The following is a 24,377-nucleotide window of genomic DNA, read 5'->3' as shown; positions in this document are numbered from 1 at the left end:
ATTATGCCCGAGACCGAGGGAAAAGAAGAGGCCCAAATCCGAGGCTCTATCAAGAAGAAGAGCCTTCCGGATGCGGAAACTTTTTCCCAAGGAATTCTCTCTGGAGATATAGTTTTATTAAGTAGAGCGATCACTTTAGTAGAAAGTACCCTCCCTTCTCACCAAGAACTTGCGGAAGCTATATTAGAAAAATGTTTACCTCATTCCGGCAAAAGTATCCGGGTGGGGATTACCGGGATCCCGGGTGTAGGTAAAAGTACATTTATAGAATCTTTCGGAAATCATCTGATTGAACAAGGTAGAAAGATCGCAGTACTTGCAGTAGATCCCACATCACAATTATCTAAAGGATCCATTTTGGGAGACAAGACCAGAATGGAAATTCTCTCCCGTAAAAAAGAAGCATTCATCCGCCCTTCTCCTTCCGGAGATTCCTTAGGTGGAGTTGCACGTAAAACTAGAGAAACAATTTTTCTTTGCGAGGCGGCAGGCTTTGATACTATCCTTGTAGAAACTGTTGGAGTTGGACAATCGGAAACCGCAGTCAATTCCATGGTGGATATATTCCTTCTTCTTTTAATAGCCGGAGCAGGAGATGAATTGCAAGGGATCAAACGTGGGATTATGGAAATGGCGGACCTAATCGCGATCACAAAAGCGGATGGAGAAAATACCGCTAGAGCAAATCGTGCAAAAGCAGAAACAATTTCCGCAGTCCATTTTCTGCCTTCTCATGAATCAGGAATGAAAACCGAAGTTAGAACATGCTCGGCAGTTACTGGAGAAGGTATCTCCGAGATCTGGACTGAAATTTTAGACTTTATACAAGCTATCAAAGACAAAGGTTACTTAGATAAAAAAAGAAAAGAACAAGCCAAACATTGGTTACATGAATCAGTTCAATCCATGTTATTAGATGATTTCTTTTCTAAGTTAGGAAATGATTTCCATAAGGCGGAAGAACTTGTAACCCAAGGACTGGCAGGTTCTTACCAAACTGCTCGTAAACTTGTGAAGTATTATAAGAACGAAGATAGCCAAATTTAAACATTCAACGAAACCAAAGAATCACGGTTTTGTAATATATTCTCCTTCTTAAACTATATTTGTCCCGACCACATCATAGTGATTCCGGTTCCGAATGGAATTTTTTTTCTTGGAAAATATGTCTTTTGGGAGATTGATGGTGGATACAAAAGATTGAACCTCAATCGCGAAACGTCTCCTGTTTTAGCAAGAAATTGACCTAGACCGGAGTCGGTATTGGAAAAGGAAAAAATATGAAATCTCGCATTTCCGGACTAGTCTTGTCTCTTCTGTTAGCCGCTTCTATCATCTCTTGTGCTACTTCTAGCGCTGGACTTGCAACTAGCACTGTTCCGGTTGCTGATAAAAAGTATAAAGTGATCTCTCCGGTTGAAGGAACAAAATACTGGTATACCTTTGATATCGCAATCATTGGAATTCCTCTAGGAGAACCTCCTATTGATCGACTATTGGAAGAATTGACTAAGGAAAAAGAGGCAGATGCTCTAATCAATGTCCGCTATTGGACAGACAAATCCATCTTTGTATTCTTAACTGTAAACCGTCTTCATATCTCTGCAGAAGCGATCAAATTCGAAGACGAGATCCCGGATCCTAGAAAGAAAACCCGTTAATTCTAAAACGACATGATTCTTCTCAGATCTATCATTCTGTTTTGTTTTTTATTTTTTACGATGTACTCATGCTCAGGTTCTTTTAATAGAGCAGATGTGGGCGGCAGAGTAACGAGTACTCAGCTCATTGACTCTGCTAGTATCATTCGTTCCAAAGATTATATGGAATTAGGGGTTTCTAGCGGAGAAAGTTCCGTTTTCTTTTTATTCGGACTCATCCCTGTTACCAATCCATTAAATATGGATTATGCACTTAGCGAAGCGGTTCAAAAGATCCCGGGAGGGAAAAGTTTGATCAAGGTAAAATACTGGCAGGAGACTCACCTATTTTTCCCAGTCGGTACAATCAGTGTCCTAAAAGTAAAAGGTACTGTGATCGGATCTCCTTCTCCTGTAACTCCGAACGAGGCGGGTAAAAGATGAAAACCCGTGTATTCGCTTTCAGTTTCTTTTGTATTCTATTGGTAGATTGTGTTCGGGAAGATACTGTTCCTCAGGGAGATGCAAACAGCCAAATTTATGCTGCAGCAGAATTTCTTTCCAAAAAATGCGGAGATCCTATTCCGCCACATTTTCCAGTTGCGATTGGAGATGTACAAAAAAGGAATCTAGATCTTTGTAGTATCGCGATCACAAAAGCGGACTGCCCTTTCATATCCTATCCGGCAGTCTGTCTTTGGATCTATTATGATAAACCTGCGGGAGAGATCCCTTGGTATTTGAATTTTAAAGATGTATTTGTGGATCCTAAATTGCCATGAAGTTAAAAAAAGTCCTGATCAAAATCGCTTTTCTCGCGGCAATCGCTCCGTTGGATTTATTTGCAGAAGTAACTTTTAAAGCCAGGTTATTCTCGAGACAAAAAAACCAAGGAGAGGCTAAAACACAGGTTTTACTTTTCGAAACCAAAAAGATCTATAGAACAGATGCAGAAGGTTATTTCGATGCTGTAGTACCTTCTCCAGGAATTTATACATTCCGTATCTTAAAAGTAGAAGATATGCAGGATATCAAAGGTAACGTCGAAACTTCCGGCCAAACAGTTACTCTTTATACGGATGGAGGTTCTGATGCATCTGTAGGATCTCCTAAAGCAAAGGTCCCTAAGGGTACGATCACAGTTGCTGCAGAAAGAGATAAACCTATTCTTTCCAGAACCACGATCAAATACGAAGAGATCAAGAGGATGCCTGGAACCTTTGGAGAACCATTACGTGCATTGGAAACAATTCCAGGAGTGGTTCCTTCTGCAGCATTCGGTGGTGGAGCAAACAACTACGTGATCCGGGGTTCCGATCCGAACTCGAACTTATATTTAGTGGATGATCTTCCTATACTTTATCCATTCCACTTTGATGGATTGAGCGCCGTAGTAAACGCAAACCTGATCAAGTCCATTGACGTTTATACGGGTGTATTCCCAGCAAACTTCAATAACGCGTTGGGCGGGGTCATTCATATCGATACAGTGGATAAGGTGGATAAATCTCAGAAGAATCTGATCATCTCCGCTTGGTCCAGTAGTATCAGTTATATGAGCCCTACTTTCGGTGGGAAAGGTTATTTGATCGCTTCCGCTCGCGTAGGGTATTTGGATAGATTTGTGCAGGGTCTGACTTCTGCTTTGGGCGCAGATTTTCCGGAAGGTTTAAGACTTCCAAGATTCGTAGACTCTCAGGTTAAGTTTGTTCATAATTTTAACGAACATCACCAAGTATCTTTTCACTCCTTCTATTCTAAAGATGATTTTGCAGCCAACCTTCCTGCTAAATACCAGAATGATCCTGCAAATGATTCTACTGCTGCATTTGCAGGAGCAAGTATTTCCTCAGGGCAGGGATTTAGGACCCAGGCATTACGCTATACTTGGAAACCGATAGATACATTCTCCAATCGTGTAACACTGATCAGTTATGATCCATTCACCGACTTTAACGTATCTTTTGGTTCTATCCAAGGAAAGAATAGAGCAAGCGGTGCGTATAACGGTATACGCCAGGATGCTTTCTGGGATCCGAGCAAATATTTTACAGCTGAGTTCGGAACAGAATATAGATTATTAAATTATTATTCTACTGGTTCCAGTATCATACAATCAGACCCGAACAATTTAAGTCCGAACCCTTATGATACTCAGAGCCCTGATTTCACTACTATCCCTACGAATATCACCGCAAAGGGAGCTTACTATAACGGTTATCTAACCACCAAGATCCGTTTAGGAAATTTACATATAGAACCGGGAGCACGTTACGATTATATTCCGTATGTAAATAATAGTGCATTCGGTCCTAGAGCTCAGGCATCTTATAAGTTTGAAGGTATAGGAAAAGGAACTACTATCTTTGGAGGTGGGGGTAATTTCTTCCGCTTCCCTCTGGACACTAGATTTAATAAGGATAGTGGAAACCCTCATTTGGATTTCGAAAAGGTATTCAAGTACGGTGGGGGGATAGAACAATTATTAGAAGGTGATTATCAGATCAAAGGAGAGATCTTTAAACAAGAATACTCCAGCTTGATCGTGGATGACCCTTATATCACCGAGCCTATCGGAACAAATCCGGATCCATATTCTAGGATCGCTCAACCTTTTATCGCAAACAAAAAGTTGAACTACTCCAATAGTGGAACCGGTTGGTCCAGAGGTTACGAATTAGTACTTCGTAAGAACTCACGCCCAGGCACAAGGAACTGGTTTGGTTGGATTACCTACACTTGGTCCCAAACATTCAGAAATAATAATATATTCACCCCTGACCCGGGCTCCGCTCCTTTAAACGCTCAAGAGACCCAAATCGCCGCAGAGTTTTATAAGAATTCTAAAGAGACATTATACGACTATGATAGGACCCATGTGATCAATATGGTCTTTGGCTGGAGATGGAGCCAAGAGTGGCAGTTCGGGGCCAGATGGTCCTACCTGACAAGTAGGCCGTTTACTCCTATTGTAGGGGATGACGGGGGAAGGTTCAGTAACCCGGCAAACGGCCAAACCTATTGGGTGCCTCAATACGCTAATAACCCGGCCCTTGGAGAATATATCAATAGTCGAAGATTAAAGCCTTATCATCGACTTGACATCCGTTTCGATAGATTTTTCAATTATGAATGGGGGTATGTAAATACCTTCCTGGAGATAGTAAACGTATACCTAAGAGAGAACGTGGGTGGAGAAGATTTCGATAATACGAAACCTTATTCCAAAACGAACCCAAGCCCTAGCCCGACATTTGGAACAATTCCTTTGCCAGGCGGTGTGATCATTCCATTCTTTAACGTAGGTATCGAGGTTAAGTTCTAATGCAGGTCCGGAGTTTAGGAAAAGTATATACACATTGGTTCGGATTATTCTCCGCCCTAGTTGTATTCTCATACTGTTCTCAATATTCTCCGGAGGCCACTAACGAAAGCACGCTCGTCCTACAATCTCTCTTAAATTATTCCGCAAATCCGTCTGCAGCTTGTAAGTCTTCCATGCAAGAAGCGGAAGATTGTTTAACAACTTCCCAAGATTTAAAAGGAATTGGAGAGACTGAAATTTCCGGATTATTCTCCGGAGGAACTGCTAAGAATTATGAATCGTATTGTAGTCAATTATTGACCCAACAACAGATGTCTGGATTAAATTCCAAAGTCCAAGAATGTATTTTTAATTGTAACGAAGCCTATTGGTCCAGGGTCGGATCTGAAAACGATTGCAGCGGAGAAGGTTCCGAAATCATTTCTAATTCCGGGATTGAAACCCTCGGCTGTGTTAGAAATTGCAAAGAACTTTATTCGCCAGAACCAGAACTTTAAGTCCGAAATTTCGGAACAAAAACAGAATGACTGGGATCGTATCAGACAAAAAAACAGAAATTAAGAAGGAACTATAAAATGAGTTTTGAAATTGCTATCGGGTACATGGAAACGGCGATCTTTGTGATCATGGCGATCGCGAGTGTTCTTGCAGTAGCCGTTGTAGTAGAAAGAGCGATCATATTCGTTAAAAATACGAAAGACTCCGCCTTCGTATTACCTGAAATCATCCAAACCGCAAGAAAGGGAGACCTTTCCGGAGCTCCTAAATTTTCAGAAAATTATCCGGAGAATGTTTACGCAAGATTTGCGGACTTCTCCTCCGAACATTCCAAAGGTGGAAAAGAAAGCCTGGGCGAATTGATGGAAGGAAAAATGATCGGAGAAAGAGTCGGTTTCGAAACAAGACTTTCTATTCTTAATACATTAGGAAACAACGCTCCATTTATCGGACTATTAGGAACAGTATTCGGAGTAATCAGCGCATTCTATAAATTAGGAACACTGGGGAACGCAGCGGGAGAAGTGGTAATGAGAACAATTTCACAAGCCCTACTCGCAACTGCAGTCGGTCTTGCTGTCGCGATCCCGGTAGTAATGGCGAATAACTACTTCACTAGAAAATTGAAAATCATCCAATCCAATCTGGAAATTCTTTCCAAAGAATTTTTAGCAAGCCTGTCTCGGAAAGGTTAAACCGAGGATTTCTAGAAAGGAGAATTTATGGCAGGTCAAAGTTCTTCCGGAGACGGAGAAGAAATCGGCAGTATTAATATTACTCCGATGGTGGACGTAATTTTGGTTCTTTTGGTGATCTTTATGGTTACCGCGAACTTCTTAAAAAAAGAATCCATCAATATCAATCTTCCTAAAGCGGACGCGGTGGATGCAAATCTTGCCAAAACCGTTCAGGTGGCAATGTCCAAAGATGGAAAGATATTTTTAGAAGGAAGTGAGACTGATATTGAAAGATTGGAAGCTCATTTAAAGAGAGAATCCGCGTATCGCGTTAATATGAGGATCACCCTTTCTGCTGATGCTTCCATCCCATACGGCAAAATTGCAGAAACGATGGGAAAGATCAAAAAAGCAGGCGTGCATCAAATCGCATTATCTGTAAAAAGGTAAACTAGATCGATGAATCCGACTCTGGAAAAAGTAAAGACTGATGTAATCCAAAAACTCAAAGAACTTTCTCTTTGGGAGATTTGTGTTTACGGATCACTTGCTTTTCACCTATTTTTATTCTTAACTTATTACTACATCACTCACAAAGAAAAGGAATTCGTGGATTCCGAACAATTGGAGATGAATGTAGAAGTTGATATCCAAGATATTCCTCCCGAATTGCTCGGAGGAGAAACTTCTCCAACTCATAAAGATCCGAACGAATGGGTAGAAGGTGCCAACGAAGAAGGAAAAGATCCAGACCCGAACGATATCAAAGAGAACGATATTAGCGGAGAAGGTACGGATAAAGACGGATTCTTATTCGCTTTTTATGGAGACAAGGCCCCTACTCCGATCATTGATTTTTCTTTGAGAGATTATTTTCCGGAGAATGCAAGAGCACAAGGTATCTCGGACGCAATGATCTATTTGGAAGTACAAGTAGATGAAAAAGGAAATTTGATCAATGCAAAGGTGATCAAGTCTTCTGTCCGTGGATACGGTTTCGAAGATGCTGCAGTTAAGGTTATTCGATTGGCTCGTTGGAGCCCAGGTTACGCAAAAGGAAGACCCACTCGTATGAATCATAGGGTCCCAGTCCATTTCGAACTGGACGATAACTAATCCCGACGATCTAAACCGCCTAAATATTTCCATATTTTACACAAAGGAAATATTTTTCTGAATAAGATTCCTTATATATTCAAAGCTATATTCTAAGAATATGGCTGCGGATTTCCGCTTAGTTTTCGTCCATTGTAACTAGAGATGGAATCCGGGGCCTGGAAATTTTTTATGACTGGTGTAATTGCCAGTCTGATCATCGTGTTCTTCTTTTCTCATTCCGATCCTGGAATGATCCAAGCGGAGAAAGACGTCCCGGAAGAAACAGTAATCCTTACGGATAAACAAGAGAATATTCCCCTAAAGTCCGTTTTCTCAGGCAAACAAACCTTCTTATATTTCGGATTTTTAGACTCTTCTAAAAACAATTTGGATGAAGTGGAGATATTCCTAAACTGGTTCGATAAATCGGCACCTATTGATTCTCAATTTGTATTTATCAGTTTAACTCCGGAAAAAGACGGATACAAAGATCTAAAAGATAGATTCGGCAAACTAAGTGAGAAGGTAATTTTGCTCAAACCTGCTAACTCAAGTGCCGCATTGGAACTAGCCAGATCATTCGGAGTCCAAGCATATATCCAGCCTGATAGTGGAGATATGAAATATAAGACTGCACTCATCTGGGTGGATGATTCTCCTAAGATCAGAGGTATCTTTCCTAAAATTCCTGAAAAACCGGATTCGATAGATTTGCCTTCCTTGCTCGTCCGAGCGAAATAAGTTCCCGAACTCGTTAAAAATATCATTTCCCATAAATTATTTTCCAAAGGAAAATTCTTGAAAAAGGTCCCGGTTACGAAGTAGAGTGGAAAGCCGCGTTAACAAATTGTTTCCGGAGTTATTCCAAATGCAAAAACGTTTCGTATCGGTCCTATTTGTACTGATTCTATTATTTTTCTCACCGATTTCGGCATTAACACCACCACCCAGTCTGGAATCTCAGGTGAATTCTTCTAACTTTATCGCTTTGGCGAAACTTTCCAATGTGAAAGAAAGTAAGATCTCCTCTAATTCCATTTCCGTTACGGCAAATGTGGAAATTTTAAAATCCTTAAAGGGCGGGAAGGAACTCCCACAAAAATTCGATATCGCCTTCTTAATATTTCCCGAACTATTCGGGAAATGGCTTAAAGCTGCTCCTCAAGAAGGGGACTATATACTTTTTTTAATTAAGAAAAAAGTAAAGGATAGCAAAGGAGTTGAATCCGAAGTGATCAGCCTGTATGAACCGCATCCTTACGCATTCCGTGAATACAACAAACAACTAGAAGAAAATATTTTATCTTTAACTAAGAACTAAAGGACAAATAGATGAAACTGAATTTACGTTTATTATCCGCTCTACTACTTTTACTCTCCTCCGCCGGGTTATTCTCCCAGACTCCTCCTGGCCTGGGAATGAAACAAGAACCTGCGGAACTTTTAGCATCTTTTAAAGAAGCTAATCCGAATAGGATCTCTCACAGAGGACTTTCTTCTTCCGTGGATTTATCCCAGTATATGCCTCCCGTGGGTGACCAAGGACAACAGAGTTCTTGCGTGGCTTGGTCCACTGCCTATGCTACCAAATCTTTCCAAGAATATATGGAAAGAAAGGACAGAGGTTGGAAGCTAAGCGATTCTTCCGGAAGTCCGAACTACTCCAATATTTTTTCACCTGCGTTTATTTATAATCAGATCAATGGCGGAAGAGACAACGGTTCTTTGATCTCAGATGCAATGCGTATAGTTGTGGAAAAAGGGGCGGCTCCTTGGTCTTCCATGCCTTATAACGAAAGAGACTATCTAACACGCCCTCCTCAAGACGCTTTTAATACGGCTTCTTCCTATAAAGCAAAAGAATTCTTAAGGATCAGACAAACGGATCCGAATGAATTGAAAAACCAACTCGCTTTAGGAAGACCTGTTGTCGCCGGTATCATAGTTTACGAAAACTTTATGAATTTAAAAGGAAAAGAAATTTATAAAGAAGGAGTAGGCAAAACATACGGAGGACATGCGATTGCGATCGTAGGTTATGATGATTCCAAGGGAGCATTCAAGTTCATCAACTCTTGGTCCACTCAATGGGGAGATAATGGTTACGGCTATATCGATTATAGATGGTTCACTAAGGTTTGCCAATCCGCTTTCGTTCTTGTGGATGATGTTGCACCTGCAACCACCACAAACACTACGACTACTACACCTTCAACAGATGTAAAACCGGTTCCACCTGAAAAAGTAAAACCAATAGCTCCGAAAGAGATTGCGGCTACCCAAGGTTCTTTTTCGGACAAAGTACTTTTGACTTGGGCATCCGTTCCACTTGCGATTGGATACGAAATCCACAGAAAGGGTCCGGGAGATTCTTCTTTTTCTAAGGTGGGACTTTCTCAAACGAATGGATTCACGGATGATGGAGTCCAAAAGGATATCGCTTATTCTTATAAGGTCGCTACCTTAACCGATACTGACTCTTCCGATCTATCCGATGGAGAAGCGATCGGTTATGCAAAAACGGAAGAAGCTAAAGCTCCTCCTAAAGTTGTAGGAGTCAAAGCAAGCCAAGGTCAGTTCCCAAATAAGATCGATCTAGTTTGGGAATCCATCAGCGGAGTTTCCGATTACTACGTATATAAGTGGAACTCCAACCAGAAAAAATATCTCTCCGTTGGAAGAGTAAAAAATACAAACTACACTGATAATGCTGCCGCTAAAAACGGAGTGACTGAGTTTTATGTGATCGCCGGCATTAGTAATGGTAAAACCGGAGATGCTTCCGACGCAGTTTCAGGATTTACTATGAAAGCAGAGGCGAAACCTTCTAAACCTTTCGGGCTTACCGCCACAAAAGGATTATATAATAGTAAAATAGAAGTACAATGGCAGAAGGTTTCAGGTGCTTCTAAATATCTGGTCTATCGTTACGATGTGAGCGGATTATTCGGAGGAGGCGCTTGGTCAAAAATTGGAGAAGAAGCAAAAGAGGCTTTCATTGACGAAAAACTCAATGGCCAGTATGCATTCTATGCTGTTGCGGCAGTGAATAAGGACGGACAATCCGGACCATTCTCCGATTACGCTTACGGATACATAGATCCGAACAAACATAGAGCTACAAAACTTCCTACCCCTGCAAATTTTAAAGGAACACTCGATTCCAAAACTGGAAAAATTTCCCTGAAATGGGACTCCGTAAAGGGAGCCAACGAATACTATGTATATCGTAAAAAAAGAGGAGCTTCTTCTTGGGATTTCGTTTCCGGAACAAATGAGAAGACTACAAACTTCACTGCAGATGTTCCTGAAAAAGAAATTTTGTATCTATACTCGGTAACTTCCAAAACGGATTTGGGAGGAGAAAGTGATAAGGCCACTCCGGTCTCTGCGGTTCTTTCCCAAGCAAAGCCTGCAAAGGTAATGCGCTCCTTCGGTGGAGACTCTAGTTTAGAAAAATTTAAAGGACCTTGGACCGCGATGTCTTGGGACGGTTCCAAAGGTGTGAACCAAGTTCTTCTCGAAATTGAAAGCCAAGACAATGTAAACTATGTGGTGAAGTTCAATAAGCAGAAAATTTTCGAAGGAAGATATGTGGAGAATAGCCCGATCATCGACAAGGAAGGTAAGTTCCGAATTGAGATCGAAAATGCGGGAGATGCTCTGCAGGTAACTCTGAAAGATAACGGGATTATCAACCAGAAGGCAACTTTGAACTTCTTGAAGGAATAGCGATCAGTGGTATGCGTGTAGGAACTCCTACACGCGAAATCGAGAAAAGATCAGCTTGATCAACTATCGATTTTGTGATATGGAGGATTTTGTTGAAGCGGGTACCGCCGGCCAGCCCCCACCCAGAACAAGGGTGGGGAAACCTCGTCCCCTGTTGGAATTCCTACAATTAAAACAGATCTACTTCTTTAGCTAGAACGAAAATATTCCCGACTTCTTTTAATCTTTGGGTAAGCTCGGGAGAACTCAAAACCTTAGTGACCGCGGTCTCAGGAAGTTTTTGCATTTCTTTAAAACGTTCTTGGTAATCTTGGATCCAGATCTTTTTACAGAATAGATTGGCTTGGAAATAATACACTTGGTGAGTGATTAGGAAGTTTAAGGAATCAATATCTTCTAATGCTTCCGCAGTGATGATAGCTTCTCTGTTATCCGAAAGTCTTCTGCAATAATCTATGAATGCGAGGTTGTCCAAGAACTTAGTTAAATCTTGGTCTGCTTTAAATTTGAAACTAATCGGATCCAGTTTAAATTCTTTGATCATCTCCCCTAAGTCTAAAACAACTTGGTGACTTTGGCTTTTTACACCGAAGTCGTCCGCAGCGAAACTGATCCCGAAATTCCAGAACCTTCTACAAACGGATTTGAGAGTTGCCTCCCCTTCTTCGTAAGGTTTTTCGATCAATTCCATACGAACATTTTGAGGGTTTAGGTTTTGTTTCAGAAGAAGTTCATGAAAACGTGTAACCTTCTCATCCGTATCGAATGTATCGATTAAAGTTTGAGGAGAAATATTGAATTTCAGAAGACCGGGAGAACCATTGCAGGACATGATCAGCTTCTCTAAGATCAGAAGTTCTATCCTGTTAAGATCCTGATCGTGAGGAATGTCTCGGATAAGATCCGCGTAACCTGCGTATGCCTCTCCGCCCACGAAAACTTCTCCACCTTTCATGGAGAATGTATGGTCCCTATGATTATAATGAATGATCGGCTGGATAACCGCGTCAGCACGTTCACTTGCGAAATAATCGTTTACACGATTTAGATAAGTCCAACTCCAACGAACCAAATTATCTTTCAGATTTTTTAAAGAAGAAGTTTCCAGCTCTCTGAAGATCTCTTCTACGTAGGAAATAAAATTACACTGAGTTCTTCCGATCCCGAAATCAAAATTAAGAGCTCCGGTTCGGATTGCTTGGTCATGGAATCTTCCCATGGCTGCATCAAAATTGGCAAGACTGACAGGCCCTGAATTGTCTAAAGGTGCTACTCCTATCAGTAGGTTCTTTTTATCACCATAGGCATAATAACGAAATAGTTCTCGGTGAGAAGGCTCTATATCAGAGATTCTCTGAGGGATCAATTGTATGAATTCAACTAAGGAAACTGTGGAAATATTTTGAAATCTGAGGAGGAAGATTGGCTTTCCTCGGTTTTCATTGATGAATACTGTCTTAAATTGTTCTAGATCCCCCATATCGAAGGATCTTAATTTTAAGTTATAAGCATCGGTCATTTCGTTTGCGACATTAATCGGCATAGGGTGGGCTTATAAACTCAAAAGCCCGTGGACTGGATTTTAAACGACTGTTGTTTTATGTAAAGCGGAAACGTAAACTATCGTTCGAGATTCGGTCCACACCTAATTCGGACAATTTTCTTTGTCCTGGTCCGGGGTTTATCAATATAACATCTCCTTCTATAATTACTTTCTTATCAAACAAAATATCTCCTTCTACTTTCAAGGAGGTGCAGCGCACTAAAGAAGGAATGGCTTGTAAACGATCAGTAAAATCTCTTACTTTCTTATAATATGTTTCATCTAAGGAGATAACTAATTCTCCGAGTCCTGACTTCTTTCTTTCTTCCGACATAGTCACTGAGAAATCCGGATTTAAAGAATATGCATCAGAACGTCTGACTAGATAGTCTTCACATTTTTTTACGGGAGCAAAACGATCTCTTGGAATGATGAGACCTTTTGTATTGGAGAAGTTTTGGATGGCAGATCCCATCGCGGTCTCTAACTGTAGGACCTCCTTACCTTCTACCTTTTTAGGATTTACGATCAATGATAGTTTGAAAGAACCTTCGAGTAATTTTTCTTTTAATACATCTAATCTGATCCATAGATTATTAGTGGAGAATGTTCTAAATTTACCCAGGCCCTCGAACTCATGCATATGATCGGAAGGCACCTGCGCGGTCTCTAATAATTGTAAGTTTTTCTTTTCGCCGCCTACAACCCTTCTAAAAATCGCTCCACCTTTTTTATCAGCGAGTGTTTTAGGAGTCATCTCCATGCAGAAGTCCAGATTTTCTTTCAGAATATATTCTAATATTCCAGGATGAACAGTCGCACCTAGATTGTCTCCGTTAGAAACGAATGCTACCTTGTATCCATTTTCTAAAAGCCGATCTAATAGTCCTGTTTCTAAAAGTGTGAACCAAATATCTCCATGGCCCGGAGGACACCATTCTTCCGAATTTCCTTTAGAAATTTCCAAAGGTTTCAGTTCCGGAACGACTAGTCTTGGTACCTTATGTTGTAAGAAACTTGTAGGATAATTTTGAGAAAATTTGATCTTTTTAAGTTCAGCTTGGCTTTCATCTTGGGTGCTGAAACTATCCATCAGAATGAGTGGAACTTCTAAATTATATTTTTGTCGAATGTATTCAATCTGCTTGCAAACTATTTCTAAGAAGCTCATTCCATCCTTGATCTCTATCAAGGATTTCGGTCCGGAAAGCCCCATGCTAGTCCCAAGGCCTCCGTTCAATTTAATTACTACTAATTCTTTTAAAAATTTAGGATCACCTGGATATTCCGATTCTATCTTTTCTAAAGAGATTTCGTCTTTGTTGGAATCTAGGTCCCCTACTTCTTCCCATTTTACGATCCCGGTTTCACCATTTCGAACTTCTTGGATCTTGGAAATAAAATCGGAAATAAACTCTTGAGAGAGTCCTTCTCCCAACATTTTTTCTCTGACTAATTTTTCAGATTCTGCAATCATCGGATCCATCTTATAATTCCTTTCGCATCGTACATTTCGTCAAACTCACCCAATTCAATTGTATATTTTTCGTCTTTAGAAGAAGGATCATAGATCAGTTTTAATTTTACTTCCCTTCCGTTATCATCCTTTTTTACAGGTTTCTCATTTTGCTCAGCATACAGAGGAAGGAACACGGAATAAGAATAAATGTACACAGATCTTTTAGAATTTTTTCTATAATACAAGACCCCTTTTTCGGCAAGATCTCGTTTTAGGATCTTCGTATAAGGCACCGGAAAAGTCTTATTCCAAGTGGTAAGGAGTGTCTTGTCCATGTCGGAATGTTTAGGCACCTCCGAATACAAATTGGTTACGGAAAAAAGAAAAATGCCTAATAACAGGAAACGAAAGATTTCTTTCATAAACTTACAGACAGATTAAGAACCAGTAAGTATTCTTCAAGTAATTACTTATTTAACGGATTCCTTATATTTGGAATAGGTCTCGTTATCCGAATCAAACACGATATCCGCAGTGGCACAGATCACTCCGCCCAGCGAAACGATCCTGATATTCAGTAAAAATTCCTGATCTTGGAAAACCAACTGACCCAAAGCTAAATATTCCGCTCCGGCAAGTTTACCTATAGAAACAATCTGATCATTTAGCACTAACCCGCTTGCTTGAAAATCCTGCTCTCCTATGACACGATTTAATCTATCTCTTTCCAATAATTGGAATGTTTTAGGATCGAATAATTCTTTTCCGAGTCTATCAGTGACTAGTCTTCCTAACTGAGAATTAGTGCCGTCTTCGTTGATTATATTCATTATAGCAAGTCTTGCAGGAAGTTTCCCACCTTGCGCTTTGAGAGAAGACAAAAATTGGTATCTAAGTTCGGAGGCTATAGTTGCGACTCCCGCATTCGGATCTTTCGCCTTCTTTTTAACTTCTCCCGAAGAAACGCAGGAGCCTAATAATATTATAACTGTAAATAGGAAGATCCGAATTTTCATTTTCCCGCCTATATTAAAAATATTTAACTAATGTAACTTGGTTTCCGGTGCTATTAAATTTCACCAGATCGAATGTTGCTAAAGTAAGTGTAAGTCCTCTTCCATGAGTGATCCCTTCCGAATTCAGTTTTTCCATACTACTTTTTTGCAATCTAGCATGGTTGAATCCTTTTCCTTCGTCGGTGATCCTGATACCTATCCTGTCTCTGGAAAGAGAATATTCCACTTTTACTTTTTTGGATTTATAATAAGGGTCTTTTTGCCTTTCCTGAACGAATCTGAAATAATTTCCTTCCGACATTGCCCTGGTTTTTTCTTCAAAACTGATGTTTAGATTCCCATGTTCAATCGCATTGATGATCATCTCTCTAAGACAATTTCTCATCGCAGTAATCGAGCTTGGGTCCACAAATCTGTATAAATTTGCAGTCATTCTTTGGCTTAAAAGTTCTGCGTTTTGCAGATAATTATTCGCGGTGTAAACTGTTTTCTCGTCATCCACATACCGAGACATTAAGTCTTGGTCAGGCTCGAACGCTCTTCCCAAAATTTCTCTTTGACCCTCATATTCCAAGATCTGGAATTGGACCTGCAACTCTTTAGGTTCTCTTAAATATTTTTGTAGGAATTCCCCTAAGAATCGAACAGGTTTTCCTTCAGATGCAAGTTCTTCCAATTTTTCTAATACATATAGTTTCTTGTATGCGTCTTGTAATTCTCCCGCCTTATAGATCAGCTCCATAAAGTTTTTGCCGATCACTTCTTGCGGTTTGAATCCTATATGTTTTGAGACCGATCTGTTCGCTGCGAGAATATTCCAGTTTTGGTCTAGGGAAAATAGGAAGTCCTCTTCTACTTCGAATAAACTTCTGTATTTTGCTTCCGACTCTTCTGCGTAGTTCCGGATATTTCCGAGTTCTTCTACTCTTTGTTTTAATTGATCGGATAATCTTTTGATCCTATCAGCGAGCCCCAAGGATAGAAGGCTTACTTCCATCACGGAACCTACTTGTATTCCCCACAAAGTGAAAAAATTATTCGGAAGTATCCCGAAAGATTTTAGGCCGAATAAAAAGCTGAAGAATAAAAAGGAAGACCAAGCGAATAAGAAGTATTTTGCCTCTCTTCTCCCTGCGAGCAAACATTGGATCCCGTTGGAAATTAAAAATCCTAATGTAAAGAACATTAGAACTAAACTGCTCATGATCGCAGTTCTATATTCCCAAATGAATAATGTGGAGATCATTCCCGCAAAACTGAGAGCAAAAAGTAGATAATACAATTTGGAGGTTTTAGGAGTATATTCAGGAGCATTCAAAAAGGATCTACTGAATGCTCCTGCAGTCAAGATCACCGAAAAAATGGAAAACGGCAGACTGTAATTCGCCCACAAAACGGAACTTCTCCACAAATATTGGAAAGAGAGTCCGTTCAATGTAAACTGAAAGAGTATATAAGTTAATATATAAATAACATAATATAGATAACTTTTATCTTTGGTGGAAAATAACAGAAATAGATTATAAACCACCATGATCAACATGGAGCCGTAATACAACCCGAGCGCGAGCTGTTCTGTGGATGTATGTTCTATAAATTCATTTTTGGAAAATGCCAAAAAAGGTAGCAGAACAGAACTAGAACTTGCGATCCTAAAATAGATCTCTCTTTTGGAACCGGGCTCATCCGAAAAAGGATAAGCAAAATTTCTATGATCAATAGGACGAGTGCCGAATTCCCTTAGATCTCCTGAATGATTGACCGCGGAATCGGAGGCTCTCCCTGCATAAAGATCCACAAAATCTAAAAGGGCATAATCTATTTCTAAGATCCAATCTACAAGTTTTTCGGTTTGGTTCTCCGTGCGAAGACGAACCCAGATCGCAGATTTAGAATATCCTAAACTGTTTTGGAAAATTTTCTCCGACCCACCTTGGTCGAATATTTTTAATACTTCTTTGAAAGACTTTTTACCGGTCTCGTCTTGGTAAACGGAAAGATAAGGAAGAAGAGAAGAGCCATCCATCTTCTCTTCCAAGAAGAATCGGTCTTTTTTTTCATAGACCGGACCTTCTCCCCAAATTGGAAAAGAGAAGATCATCAAAAGAAAACTAGAGAAGATTATAGATCGAGTCTTGATTTCCTTTCGCATGGGCTACAAATCGTATGCAAATTTTAGAAAAAAGCGCCTACAAATTTTAACATTTTATCAAAAATCTGTTTAGACACTATAAATGTTCCGATGCTGCTTCCGATCTGAGGGAGCATAAATACTAAAAAGATACGAGTTACTTTATTTTTCCAATATCCGCTGAAAGTTTCGGTATCTTCTCCCAATTTTTCGAAATCTTCCACCAATGGTTTTCTAAACCAGGATTCGGATAAAGCCGCTACCCAACCCGGCTTGATGATCGGATTAAAATTCCCGATTGGAGCTGCGATAAATGCAAGAAGAATGGAAACCGGATGTGCAAGTGCGATGATCGCACCGATTGCAGCAAGTGTTCCCTTAACCAAGATCCATCTGATTAAAAATTCCTGGCCTTCTTCTTTTCCACCGAACCAATAAAGTGCAGTGAATGCAGAGATAATGATCGCAGGAAATAATAAAGGTCGGACTCTATCCCAGAAACCTTTTACAGGTTGGACATCCAAATGATCGATATCCTTATCTTCTACGATATGTTTTACGATACCTTCTAAATGCCCAGCACCTACTACTGCGAAAATTTTCTTACCTACTGCTGCTTGTTGTCTGATCCTTTGCGCTAGGTAGGCGTCTCTTTCGTCTATAATCACATTTTTAACGGATTGGTATCTGGAAGGAAGTTGGGAAAATAGATCCTTAAGAACATCGTCAGATTTCATCTCTTCTATTTTTTCAGGAGAGATCTCTTCCTTAACGATAAGCGAACTTACCAAAGTGGAAAATAACATCATCCTACTCCAGAAGCCCACATTCCACCATGCTCTTTTTAGAGTAGTGGAGATCTCGCGGTCAACCGGTACGATCTTAGCGTGGATCTTATTTCCTTCTTCAATCGCTTTTCTCATTTCGTCACCGGGACGAATGTTTCCGTAGCCTAACTTTTTCTGAAAAGAAGAAAGGATTAGGCTGGAAAGAAGGAGCCACATCTTTCTTTCCTTAAACACTTTGAAAATATCTAATTTTTTCCAATGATCCGGATCCTGAACGGATCTCATTCTGGAAGCACAAAGTTCCACACAGACCGTGTCCGGTTTTTCTTCTTGGATAATTCTGGAAACTTCATCTATACTTTTTTGGCTGATATGAGCCGTTCCCAAAATAGTGATCTGGGAACCGTTTAATTCCAAGGTGCGGATCGGTTCTGAGGAGGCGATTGTTTGCAAGAGGGTCGATTTCCTTTCTTTACATACAGTTTCCTTTAAGCAGGATGATATGAAACTCTATTTTTCCAAAAAGAGTGGGAATTCCCACGAGATTTTTAGAATGTTAAATCGTCACATAATTCGATTCCGGTCCGGAAAAATTTCTAGGAAAAAAGATTTGAAGGAACTTGGATGATCCTAAAATACTACCCGGTTATTACTGACAGAAAGTATGCTCAATAAAGACGTAAAAACTATAAACGTCGGGATCGCGGATATCCAAGGAGGCCAGTCCCCTTCCATGATCCGCACCACATTAGGTTCCTGTATCGGGGTCGTTTTTTATTCTCCGGAAAAGAAGGTAGGAGCTATGGCCCATATCATGCTGGCCAAAGACCCCTCCGGAAAAGATTCAGCTAAAAACCCTCACAAGTACGCGGACACCGCTCTTCCGGAATTGGTAAAAAGAATGACGGAGCTAGGTTGCAGTAAGGGAGAATATTACGCTCGTCTATTCGGAGGAGCTTCCATGTTCAAAGGAATGAACTCAAGTTTCCTGCAGAACATCGGTGACTTGAACGTAAGTGTCGCAAAAGAATTTTTAGATAAAGAAAAAATAACGTTACTAGTGGAAGACGTCGGTGGCCATGAAGGCAGGACGATCAGTCTCTATTTGGATGATGGCAGGATCCTTCTAAAGAAGGGCGGATTCGAAAAGTACCTTTATAAGGTCAGGTAACGGAATGAAAGAAAAGATAGATCAACTTTTTGAAAACGAAGCCCAGCTTCCTAAAATCTCCTCCGTAGTAAGTAAAGTAATGGAGATGGCAGGAAAACCGGATGTAGTAATCGCAGACCTTGCCAAGGAAATTTCTAAAGATCCTGGACTTACAGCCGCAGTGATCAAACTTTCCAACTCTGCATATTTCCGTCCTGCTAAACCCGTAAAAACCGTACAAGAATCCTTGATGACTCTTGGAATTAAAACGGTGCAGGAAATCATTCTTCTAAACGAAACCAAAGGTATTCTAAAAAAAGAACTGAAAGGTTATCAGGTAGATGGAGAATCCAACTGGATCCACTCTTTGATCGTGGCTGAACTTGCAAAAAGGATCGCGGTCCAGAAAAAACTAAAAGTAGATAAGGACGTAGTATTTACTGCGGGACTTCTTCATAATATCGGAAAAGTAATACTCGCTGATTTCTTTCCTACAATACTCATGCAATTCAGAACCGAATTACAAACCTACCAAGGACCTTATACAGACTTGGAAGCTAAGTTTTTCGGATACACTCACCAGGAAGCAGGGGCAAAACTTTTAGCAAAATGGAATTTTCCTGAGGAATTGATAGAAGTAGCCAGATATTATACCGAACCTGAAAAGGCCACTCAGTTCCCCGAATTAGTTTCTACCATACATATCGCAAATTGTATCGTGATCCTAGGTGGAATGGGAATTGACATAGGCGGTTTGAAAATTCCACTCTCTTCTAAAGCCTTACAAAACGTAGGTGTGACAGAGGGAGATCTGCAAATGTACTACACTCTTTTACCGGAGATGGCTAAACATATCGAAGAGTTGATCTCGGTTTGAAAAACATCGCCCTGATCGGCCCTCGAGGTGTCGGAAAATCTAAAATCTCCCGTAAACTTTCCAAACTCACCGGCAAACCGGTAATCTCTACAGACATGATAGCTGTCTACCTGACAGGTGGAGTGTCTATTCCAGACTTCGTAAAATCACATTCAGGAAATTGGAAACCTTTCCGTGACCTAGAATTCCAAATCTTAAAACAAGTTTCAAGTTCTCAAAATCTGATCTTGGATTGCGGTGGTGGGATCTTATTCGACCAAGACGAATCAGGTAAGGAGATTGTAAGTGAAAGAAAGACGAATATACTGAAAGAAACCGCATTTGTGATCTCTCTTTCCAGAAAATCCGAATACTTGGTGGAAAAAATCCAGAATGATCCCACTCGTCCTCCTTTAAGTAGCGTTCTTTCTTATAAAACAATTTTGGAATCCAGGCTACCTCAGTACAGAGCTCATTCAGATATCCAGATTGCCTTAGATGACCGCAGTACTGAAGAAGTTTGCGAGGAAATCCTACGCAGATCCGGCTGGGCCTAATACAAATAGGGCGTTCTGCCCTTTCCTTAAACGTCCAAATTTATAAGATATTATGAAAATCATAAATATCTTTACGACTTTCTAATGAAATTAGAATCTTCGTTATAACCGGATAACAAAAATATTATTCTAAATAGTTCAAATGCGATGTTGGAACTCCAACAAATCGCGATATTTGGACTTTTAGAACATCCGGATAAACAAAATATAAAAATGATACAGTTAGCACTAGAGGTCCGAGATGATAGATACGGAGGTCCCGAAGAAGAATAAGTCTTCCTTCGAGAAACTAGTAAAGGTAATTCGGCAAAGAAATTATAAAAAGGCGACCGAATACACTTACCTAAGATATAATTTGGACTTTCTTTTGTTCGCGGACAAACCCGCGGAAAAAGTAGTTACAAAGGATATCGAAAAGTACATAGAATATTTAAGGAAGAAGAAGGTTTCCTCTTCCACAATCCAGATAAACATCAGTTCTTTAAAAATGTTTTTTGAAGAAGTTCTGGATATGAACGTATTCGAAGACTTCAGAAGACCTGCAAGGGAATATAAAACCCCTAAGGTCCTCAACCAAAAAGAGATTTCACTTCTTTTGGAGACCGCATCTGAGTCTCCTAGATCCCATCTTCTCTGCGCGTTAGCCTATTATGCAGGCTTGCGAGTGGGAGAGATCATTCGTTTGAAATGGGGACAATTCGATCTTTCTAAAAAGTCGATCAAAGTGGACTCTCCTATCCCTACTCAAAACAGAACGGTTTTGATGGATGGAGAATTACAAAAGATCTTGAAGAAGTTCGAAAAGGAAGTTGGAACCGAAAAAAGTTCTTATTTGTTCCCGGGTAAATACCAAGGAACTCATTTGACTTCCAGAAACGTAGAACGTTTAGTCGGGGATCTTGCAAAGTATGCAGGGATCAAAGCCCAAGTCACCTTGTTCACTCTCAGACATAGTAGAGCAATCCACCAATTGGCGGAAGGTAAAAGTTTAGAAGATATCAGAGAGTTTTTAGGTCATAAAAGCCTTGCGACCACGGAAAGTTATCTTCCGATCCGTAAGAACCTAAGGCCTCAGGTCAGACAAAAACATATCCAAGACGCTTTAAAAGAAATTAAGAAGAAGTACAAGTATTAAAGACTTATCCGGCCGGAGTGCCGGAACTTCTTCTTTTTTGAATATTCTTTTTTCTTGATAGAAGTTCCTGTATTTTTGCATGAACTTCTGAAGTCAGACCCATTCTAGTAAAGATCAAAGAAGCTAGAACGAATAAACTTCCAACAATAGGCCCGAATATCAAAGTTAATCTCCAGCCAAGCTCAGGGTCCTGTGTTTGTGCTCCTGCTTTGTAACCGATTGTTTCCAATAGAAATCCTAAAAATGCAAAACCGATCGCACGGATGATCTTGGTCGCCATCTTCCAAAATCCGAAATAGGCACCTTCTCTCTTTTCTCCAGTGAGAAGTTCATCATAATCCACTACATCCGCCACTAAGGAATCGAAAAGAAGAATGGATCCTGCAAATATTCCTCCCAAAAATGCTGCTATCAACGGAGTCTCGTATGATCCTTGGGGCAAGATCGGATACAAGATGATCGTCATAACTCCCAACAAAAAACTTCCCCAAAACGCAGGTAGTTTTTTGCCGAATCTTTTCGCTAAATATACCCATAGCGGAATAGATATTGTAAGAAAAAATACGAAAGGAAGAAGGATACGTACCACCACTTGAGAGTCTTCTAATAATAACCTTTCCTTATAATACAAAAGCCCTAAGGAAGAATTTAGAGTTCTTGCAGCAGTCGCCACTATAAATGCAAAGAGTAAAGGAAGAAAATAACGGTTTTTTAATATGAATCCGGCCGATTTCAAAAAGGATAAAATATTTTCTCCTACAGAATTCGATTTTGGACCGGATCTTTGGTAAGGGAAATCTTTGCCCTTAGTAAAAGTGTAAGAAAAATAAGATACAAAGCATAATATAACCCAAATACTCGCGGAAGAAAAACTCCTGGAACTAAATCCATCTTTTCCTAAAGAAACCCAAATCGCAGGAAGAAGTAACCCAGCTAAAAGACCTATATTCGCAAAAAATAATCTCCAACCGAAAACTTTATTCCTTTCTCCAGGTGTATGACTGATCTCACCTCCCAAACTAATATGAGGAACTGCGATCATTGTCATAAACGTATTCGTGAGAAAATAAGCGATTACTAGATATAAAAACTTAAGACCCTGTGTTTCTAACTCGGGAGGAGAGAAAAGAAAGGTAGTCCCTAACCCAAGCAAAAATCCACCGATTAAAATATAGGGCCTTCTTCTTCCATTTGTGAAACCGGTTCGATCCGAGATATATCCCATAATAGGATCACTGATCGCATCCCATAAAATCGCGATAAGCATAGCCAAACCGAATAAAGAAGGTTTTAATCCAACTATAGAAACATAAAAATCCAGAAGATAGATCTGGGCCATGGTTTCCACTGCAGTGATCCCCACTTCTGCGGAAGCATAACCTGCCATGCTACGATTCGAAAGAGTATGTTCTTTCATTAAATTTGGAATTCTTTCCAGCTCTACTTTATAAAAGGGTTTATCTTAATTGATAAAAGTTTTCCAGGTACCGATCAATTTGCCAGAACGAACCAAATGAATTTCTCCCATCTCTGCCATTACCTTTTCACTTTGAGTAGGTCTAAAAAACACATGATCATCAGGTTCCAATGCAGTCGCTTTGGATCCGTTTAGAATACTTTGGTTCGTACTTGTACCGAATAGAGAATTATCGTCGAGTCCTTTAGGAGATTCCTTTTTAGCGGAGAATGCACCGCCATAGATAAAGTAAGTCACTTCTTGGTTCGGATTCCAAAGTGGGAATAGGAAAGATAATGATTCTAAAAATGGGATTTTGGTTCCTTCTAGTTTTTTCAAGACTGGAGTAGCGATAAACACTGCAGGACTATGTTCTTCCAAACTTTCCACATCAAAGTCTGTGGGTTTCACTAGAGCGGATCCCAAAGATACATCATTGACTACCCCGGAGTTCTTTTGATAGAAGCTATAAGTTTTACTTCCTCCCCCATTGAATACTAGTTCTTTTCGGAATAAATTCGGGAACTTCTCCTTTCCTAAGTTTATAAAATTAGAATATGTATCTAAAGAATTTTTCAGGGATTTTTCCATAGCAGAGATCTTATCCCCGAAGATAACAGGAACGGAAGCAACATGTGGTTCGTATCCCATGTATCCGGAAAGTTCCAGGTTTTTAGGATTCGTTTGTAGGAGTTCTAACACTGCCAAAGAATATTCCGGTTTAGAAAAACCTCCTCTATGCAGTCCTATATCGATCTCTAAACTTAGTTTTAATTTTAGATCCTTCTTCTTTGCAAAATCTAAGTATTGCACGGCACGATCGGAAGTATCCACTAACCATTGTACATTTTGAAAATTTTCTTTTTTAGTTTTAGAATATATATTTTCCAAAGCTGCAATCGGCATCGGTTTTCCTAAAAGAATATCAAATTTTTGGAATTCTGGATCATTCAATAACATAATGATATCTCCTGAATGGAATACCATTAATCTTTTCGAACCTGTTGCGTTTACGATATATTTCAGTAAATCCAAAGAAGGAAGAGATTTTACCACTACTCTATATGATAAAGGGGTCCTAATCTTTTCTTTTAGAAGTTTTAGATTAGAATCCAAACGATCCAAATCCAGAAGGACGATCGGCTTTCCTGGACCATTTTGTTTGAGTTCCGTATTCAGATCTTTAAAATAAGACGTATAAGTAGCACCATTGTCTTTCGGTTTTATATAAACGATTAATAAAAGTGCGACTGCAAAAATCCAAAGTAATCCATGATTAGACCCTTTTCTATACATCTTAGATTCTCCTCCGAAAA

At 39.9% G+C, this 24,377-nt stretch carries 24 protein-coding genes; 16 read left to right on the top strand and 8 right to left on the bottom strand.

Annotated elements, in window-relative coordinates; all coding sequences use genetic code 11:
• The first annotated feature begins 3 nt into the window (after positions 1-3).
• The 12 genes from meaB to EHO58_RS00960 all read left to right on the top strand — a co-directional run bounded on the left by meaB (position 4) and on the right by EHO58_RS00960 (position 10,970).
• The gene (gene meaB / locus EHO58_RS01015) at positions 4-1,047 is read left to right on the top strand and encodes a methylmalonyl Co-A mutase-associated GTPase MeaB (protein ID WP_135678070.1); all 1,044 of its coding nucleotides are present in this window, start codon (positions 4-6) and stop codon (positions 1,045-1,047) included.
• Between the two features lie 233 nt (positions 1,048-1,280).
• Complete coding sequence (locus EHO58_RS01010) at positions 1,281-1,661, top strand: LIC20211 family lipoprotein (RefSeq protein ID WP_135626807.1); 381 nt, start codon at positions 1,281-1,283, stop codon at positions 1,659-1,661.
• Between the two features lie 12 nt (positions 1,662-1,673).
• Positions 1,674-2,084, top strand: coding sequence for a hypothetical protein (locus EHO58_RS01005; protein ID WP_135626808.1), 411 nt, complete (start codon positions 1,674-1,676; stop codon positions 2,082-2,084).
• The gene (locus tag EHO58_RS01000) at positions 2,081-2,422 is read left to right on the top strand and encodes a hypothetical protein (protein WP_135626809.1); all 342 of its coding nucleotides are present in this window, start codon (positions 2,081-2,083) and stop codon (positions 2,420-2,422) included. The genes EHO58_RS01005 and EHO58_RS01000 overlap by 4 nt, the downstream gene beginning before the upstream one ends.
• Positions 2,419-4,965, top strand: a complete 2,547-nt coding sequence (locus EHO58_RS00995; RefSeq protein WP_135626810.1) for a TonB-dependent receptor plug domain-containing protein — start codon at positions 2,419-2,421, stop codon at positions 4,963-4,965. The genes EHO58_RS01000 and EHO58_RS00995 overlap by 4 nt, the downstream gene beginning before the upstream one ends.
• Positions 4,965-5,462, top strand: a complete 498-nt coding sequence (locus tag EHO58_RS00990; protein WP_135678068.1) for a hypothetical protein — start codon at positions 4,965-4,967, stop codon at positions 5,460-5,462. Before EHO58_RS00995 ends, EHO58_RS00990 begins: the two co-directional genes overlap by 1 nt.
• Positions 5,463-5,540: 78 nt before the next feature.
• Positions 5,541-6,158 (top strand): MotA/TolQ/ExbB proton channel family protein, encoded by a 618-nt coding sequence (locus EHO58_RS00985; protein ID WP_135626812.1) that lies wholly within the window; start codon positions 5,541-5,543, stop codon positions 6,156-6,158.
• Positions 6,159-6,185: 27 nt separating this feature from the next.
• Positions 6,186-6,590, top strand: coding sequence for an ExbD/TolR family protein (locus EHO58_RS00980; RefSeq protein WP_135626813.1), 405 nt, complete (start codon positions 6,186-6,188; stop codon positions 6,588-6,590).
• Between the two features lie 9 nt (positions 6,591-6,599).
• Positions 6,600-7,256 carry an energy transducer TonB gene (locus EHO58_RS00975; RefSeq protein ID WP_135678067.1) on the top strand — a complete coding sequence of 219 codons (657 nt, stop codon included), beginning with the start codon at positions 6,600-6,602 and terminating at the stop codon, positions 7,254-7,256.
• A 171-nt stretch (positions 7,257-7,427) separates the two neighbouring features.
• On the top strand, positions 7,428-7,979 hold the full coding sequence (locus tag EHO58_RS00970; RefSeq protein WP_244241024.1) for an SCO family protein: 552 nt from the start codon (positions 7,428-7,430) through the stop codon (positions 7,977-7,979).
• Positions 7,980-8,106: 127 nt separating this feature from the next.
• The gene (locus EHO58_RS00965) at positions 8,107-8,559 is read left to right on the top strand and encodes an LIC_20196 family exoprotein (RefSeq protein ID WP_135626816.1); all 453 of its coding nucleotides are present in this window, start codon (positions 8,107-8,109) and stop codon (positions 8,557-8,559) included.
• 11 nt (positions 8,560-8,570) lie between these two features.
• Entirely contained in the window at positions 8,571-10,970 is a 2,400-nt protein-coding gene (locus tag EHO58_RS00960; RefSeq protein ID WP_135678065.1) for a C1 family peptidase, read from the top strand.
• Positions 10,971-11,139: 169 nt separating this feature from the next.
• Here the strand turns inward: EHO58_RS00960 and EHO58_RS00955 are convergent, their stop codons facing one another.
• The 6 genes from EHO58_RS00955 to EHO58_RS00930 all read right to left on the bottom strand — a co-directional run bounded on the left by EHO58_RS00955 (position 11,140) and on the right by EHO58_RS00930 (position 18,360).
• Complete coding sequence (locus EHO58_RS00955; protein WP_135626996.1) at positions 11,140-12,489, bottom strand: EAL domain-containing protein; 1,350 nt, start codon at positions 12,487-12,489, stop codon at positions 11,140-11,142.
• A gap of 79 nt (positions 12,490-12,568) precedes the next feature.
• Positions 12,569-13,999: a UTP--glucose-1-phosphate uridylyltransferase gene (locus EHO58_RS00950; RefSeq protein ID WP_135678064.1), complete on the bottom strand. Its 1,431-nt coding sequence runs from the start codon at positions 13,997-13,999 to the stop codon at positions 12,569-12,571.
• Positions 13,987-14,394 carry a hypothetical protein gene (locus EHO58_RS00945; RefSeq protein ID WP_135678063.1) on the bottom strand — a complete coding sequence of 136 codons (408 nt, stop codon included), beginning with the start codon at positions 14,392-14,394 and terminating at the stop codon, positions 13,987-13,989. The genes EHO58_RS00950 and EHO58_RS00945 overlap by 13 nt, the downstream gene beginning before the upstream one ends.
• 48 nt (positions 14,395-14,442) lie before the next feature.
• Positions 14,443-14,988 carry a CsgG/HfaB family protein gene (locus EHO58_RS00940; protein ID WP_135678062.1) on the bottom strand — a complete coding sequence of 182 codons (546 nt, stop codon included), beginning with the start codon at positions 14,986-14,988 and terminating at the stop codon, positions 14,443-14,445.
• Positions 14,989-15,001: 13 nt separating this feature from the next.
• Entirely contained in the window at positions 15,002-17,140 is a 2,139-nt protein-coding gene (locus EHO58_RS00935; RefSeq protein ID WP_135678060.1) for a 7TM diverse intracellular signaling domain-containing protein, read from the bottom strand.
• A gap of 23 nt (positions 17,141-17,163) precedes the next feature.
• The gene (locus EHO58_RS00930; RefSeq protein ID WP_135626822.1) at positions 17,164-18,360 is read right to left on the bottom strand and encodes a TraB/GumN family protein; all 1,197 of its coding nucleotides are present in this window, start codon (positions 18,358-18,360) and stop codon (positions 17,164-17,166) included.
• 211 nt (positions 18,361-18,571) lie between these two features.
• Here EHO58_RS00930 and EHO58_RS00925 point away from each other — a divergent pair, with 211 nt between their 5' ends.
• The 4 genes from EHO58_RS00925 (at position 18,572) to EHO58_RS00910 (ending at position 21,605) form a co-directional block, all read left to right on the top strand.
• Positions 18,572-19,078, top strand: a complete 507-nt coding sequence (locus EHO58_RS00925) for a chemotaxis protein CheD (protein ID WP_135626823.1) — start codon at positions 18,572-18,574, stop codon at positions 19,076-19,078.
• A 4-nt stretch (positions 19,079-19,082) separates the two neighbouring features.
• On the top strand, positions 19,083-19,934 hold the full coding sequence (locus EHO58_RS00920; RefSeq protein WP_135626825.1) for an HDOD domain-containing protein: 852 nt from the start codon (positions 19,083-19,085) through the stop codon (positions 19,932-19,934).
• The gene (locus tag EHO58_RS00915) at positions 19,931-20,470 is read left to right on the top strand and encodes a shikimate kinase (RefSeq protein ID WP_135626826.1); all 540 of its coding nucleotides are present in this window, start codon (positions 19,931-19,933) and stop codon (positions 20,468-20,470) included. The genes EHO58_RS00920 and EHO58_RS00915 overlap by 4 nt, the downstream gene beginning before the upstream one ends.
• Positions 20,471-20,711: 241 nt before the next feature.
• On the top strand, positions 20,712-21,605 hold the full coding sequence (locus EHO58_RS00910) for a tyrosine-type recombinase/integrase (RefSeq protein WP_135626827.1): 894 nt from the start codon (positions 20,712-20,714) through the stop codon (positions 21,603-21,605).
• A gap of 4 nt (positions 21,606-21,609) precedes the next feature.
• On the opposite strand, the gene EHO58_RS00905 is transcribed toward EHO58_RS00910, so the two are convergent.
• On the bottom strand, positions 21,610-23,022 hold the full coding sequence (locus EHO58_RS00905; RefSeq protein WP_135678059.1) for an MFS transporter: 1,413 nt from the start codon (positions 23,020-23,022) through the stop codon (positions 21,610-21,612).
• A 45-nt stretch (positions 23,023-23,067) separates the two neighbouring features.
• Positions 23,068-24,357, bottom strand: a complete 1,290-nt coding sequence (locus EHO58_RS00900) for an alanine racemase (protein WP_135678058.1) — start codon at positions 24,355-24,357, stop codon at positions 23,068-23,070.
• Between the last annotated feature and the right edge of the window lie 20 nt (positions 24,358-24,377).

Origin of the sequence: Leptospira selangorensis (assembly GCF_004769405.1) — a bacterium.
GTDB classification, from domain to species: domain Bacteria; phylum Spirochaetota; class Leptospiria; order Leptospirales; family Leptospiraceae; genus Leptospira_B; species Leptospira_B selangorensis.
The sequence above is the reverse complement of the archived record's forward strand: the minus strand, read 5'-3'. Positions and strand labels throughout refer to the sequence as shown.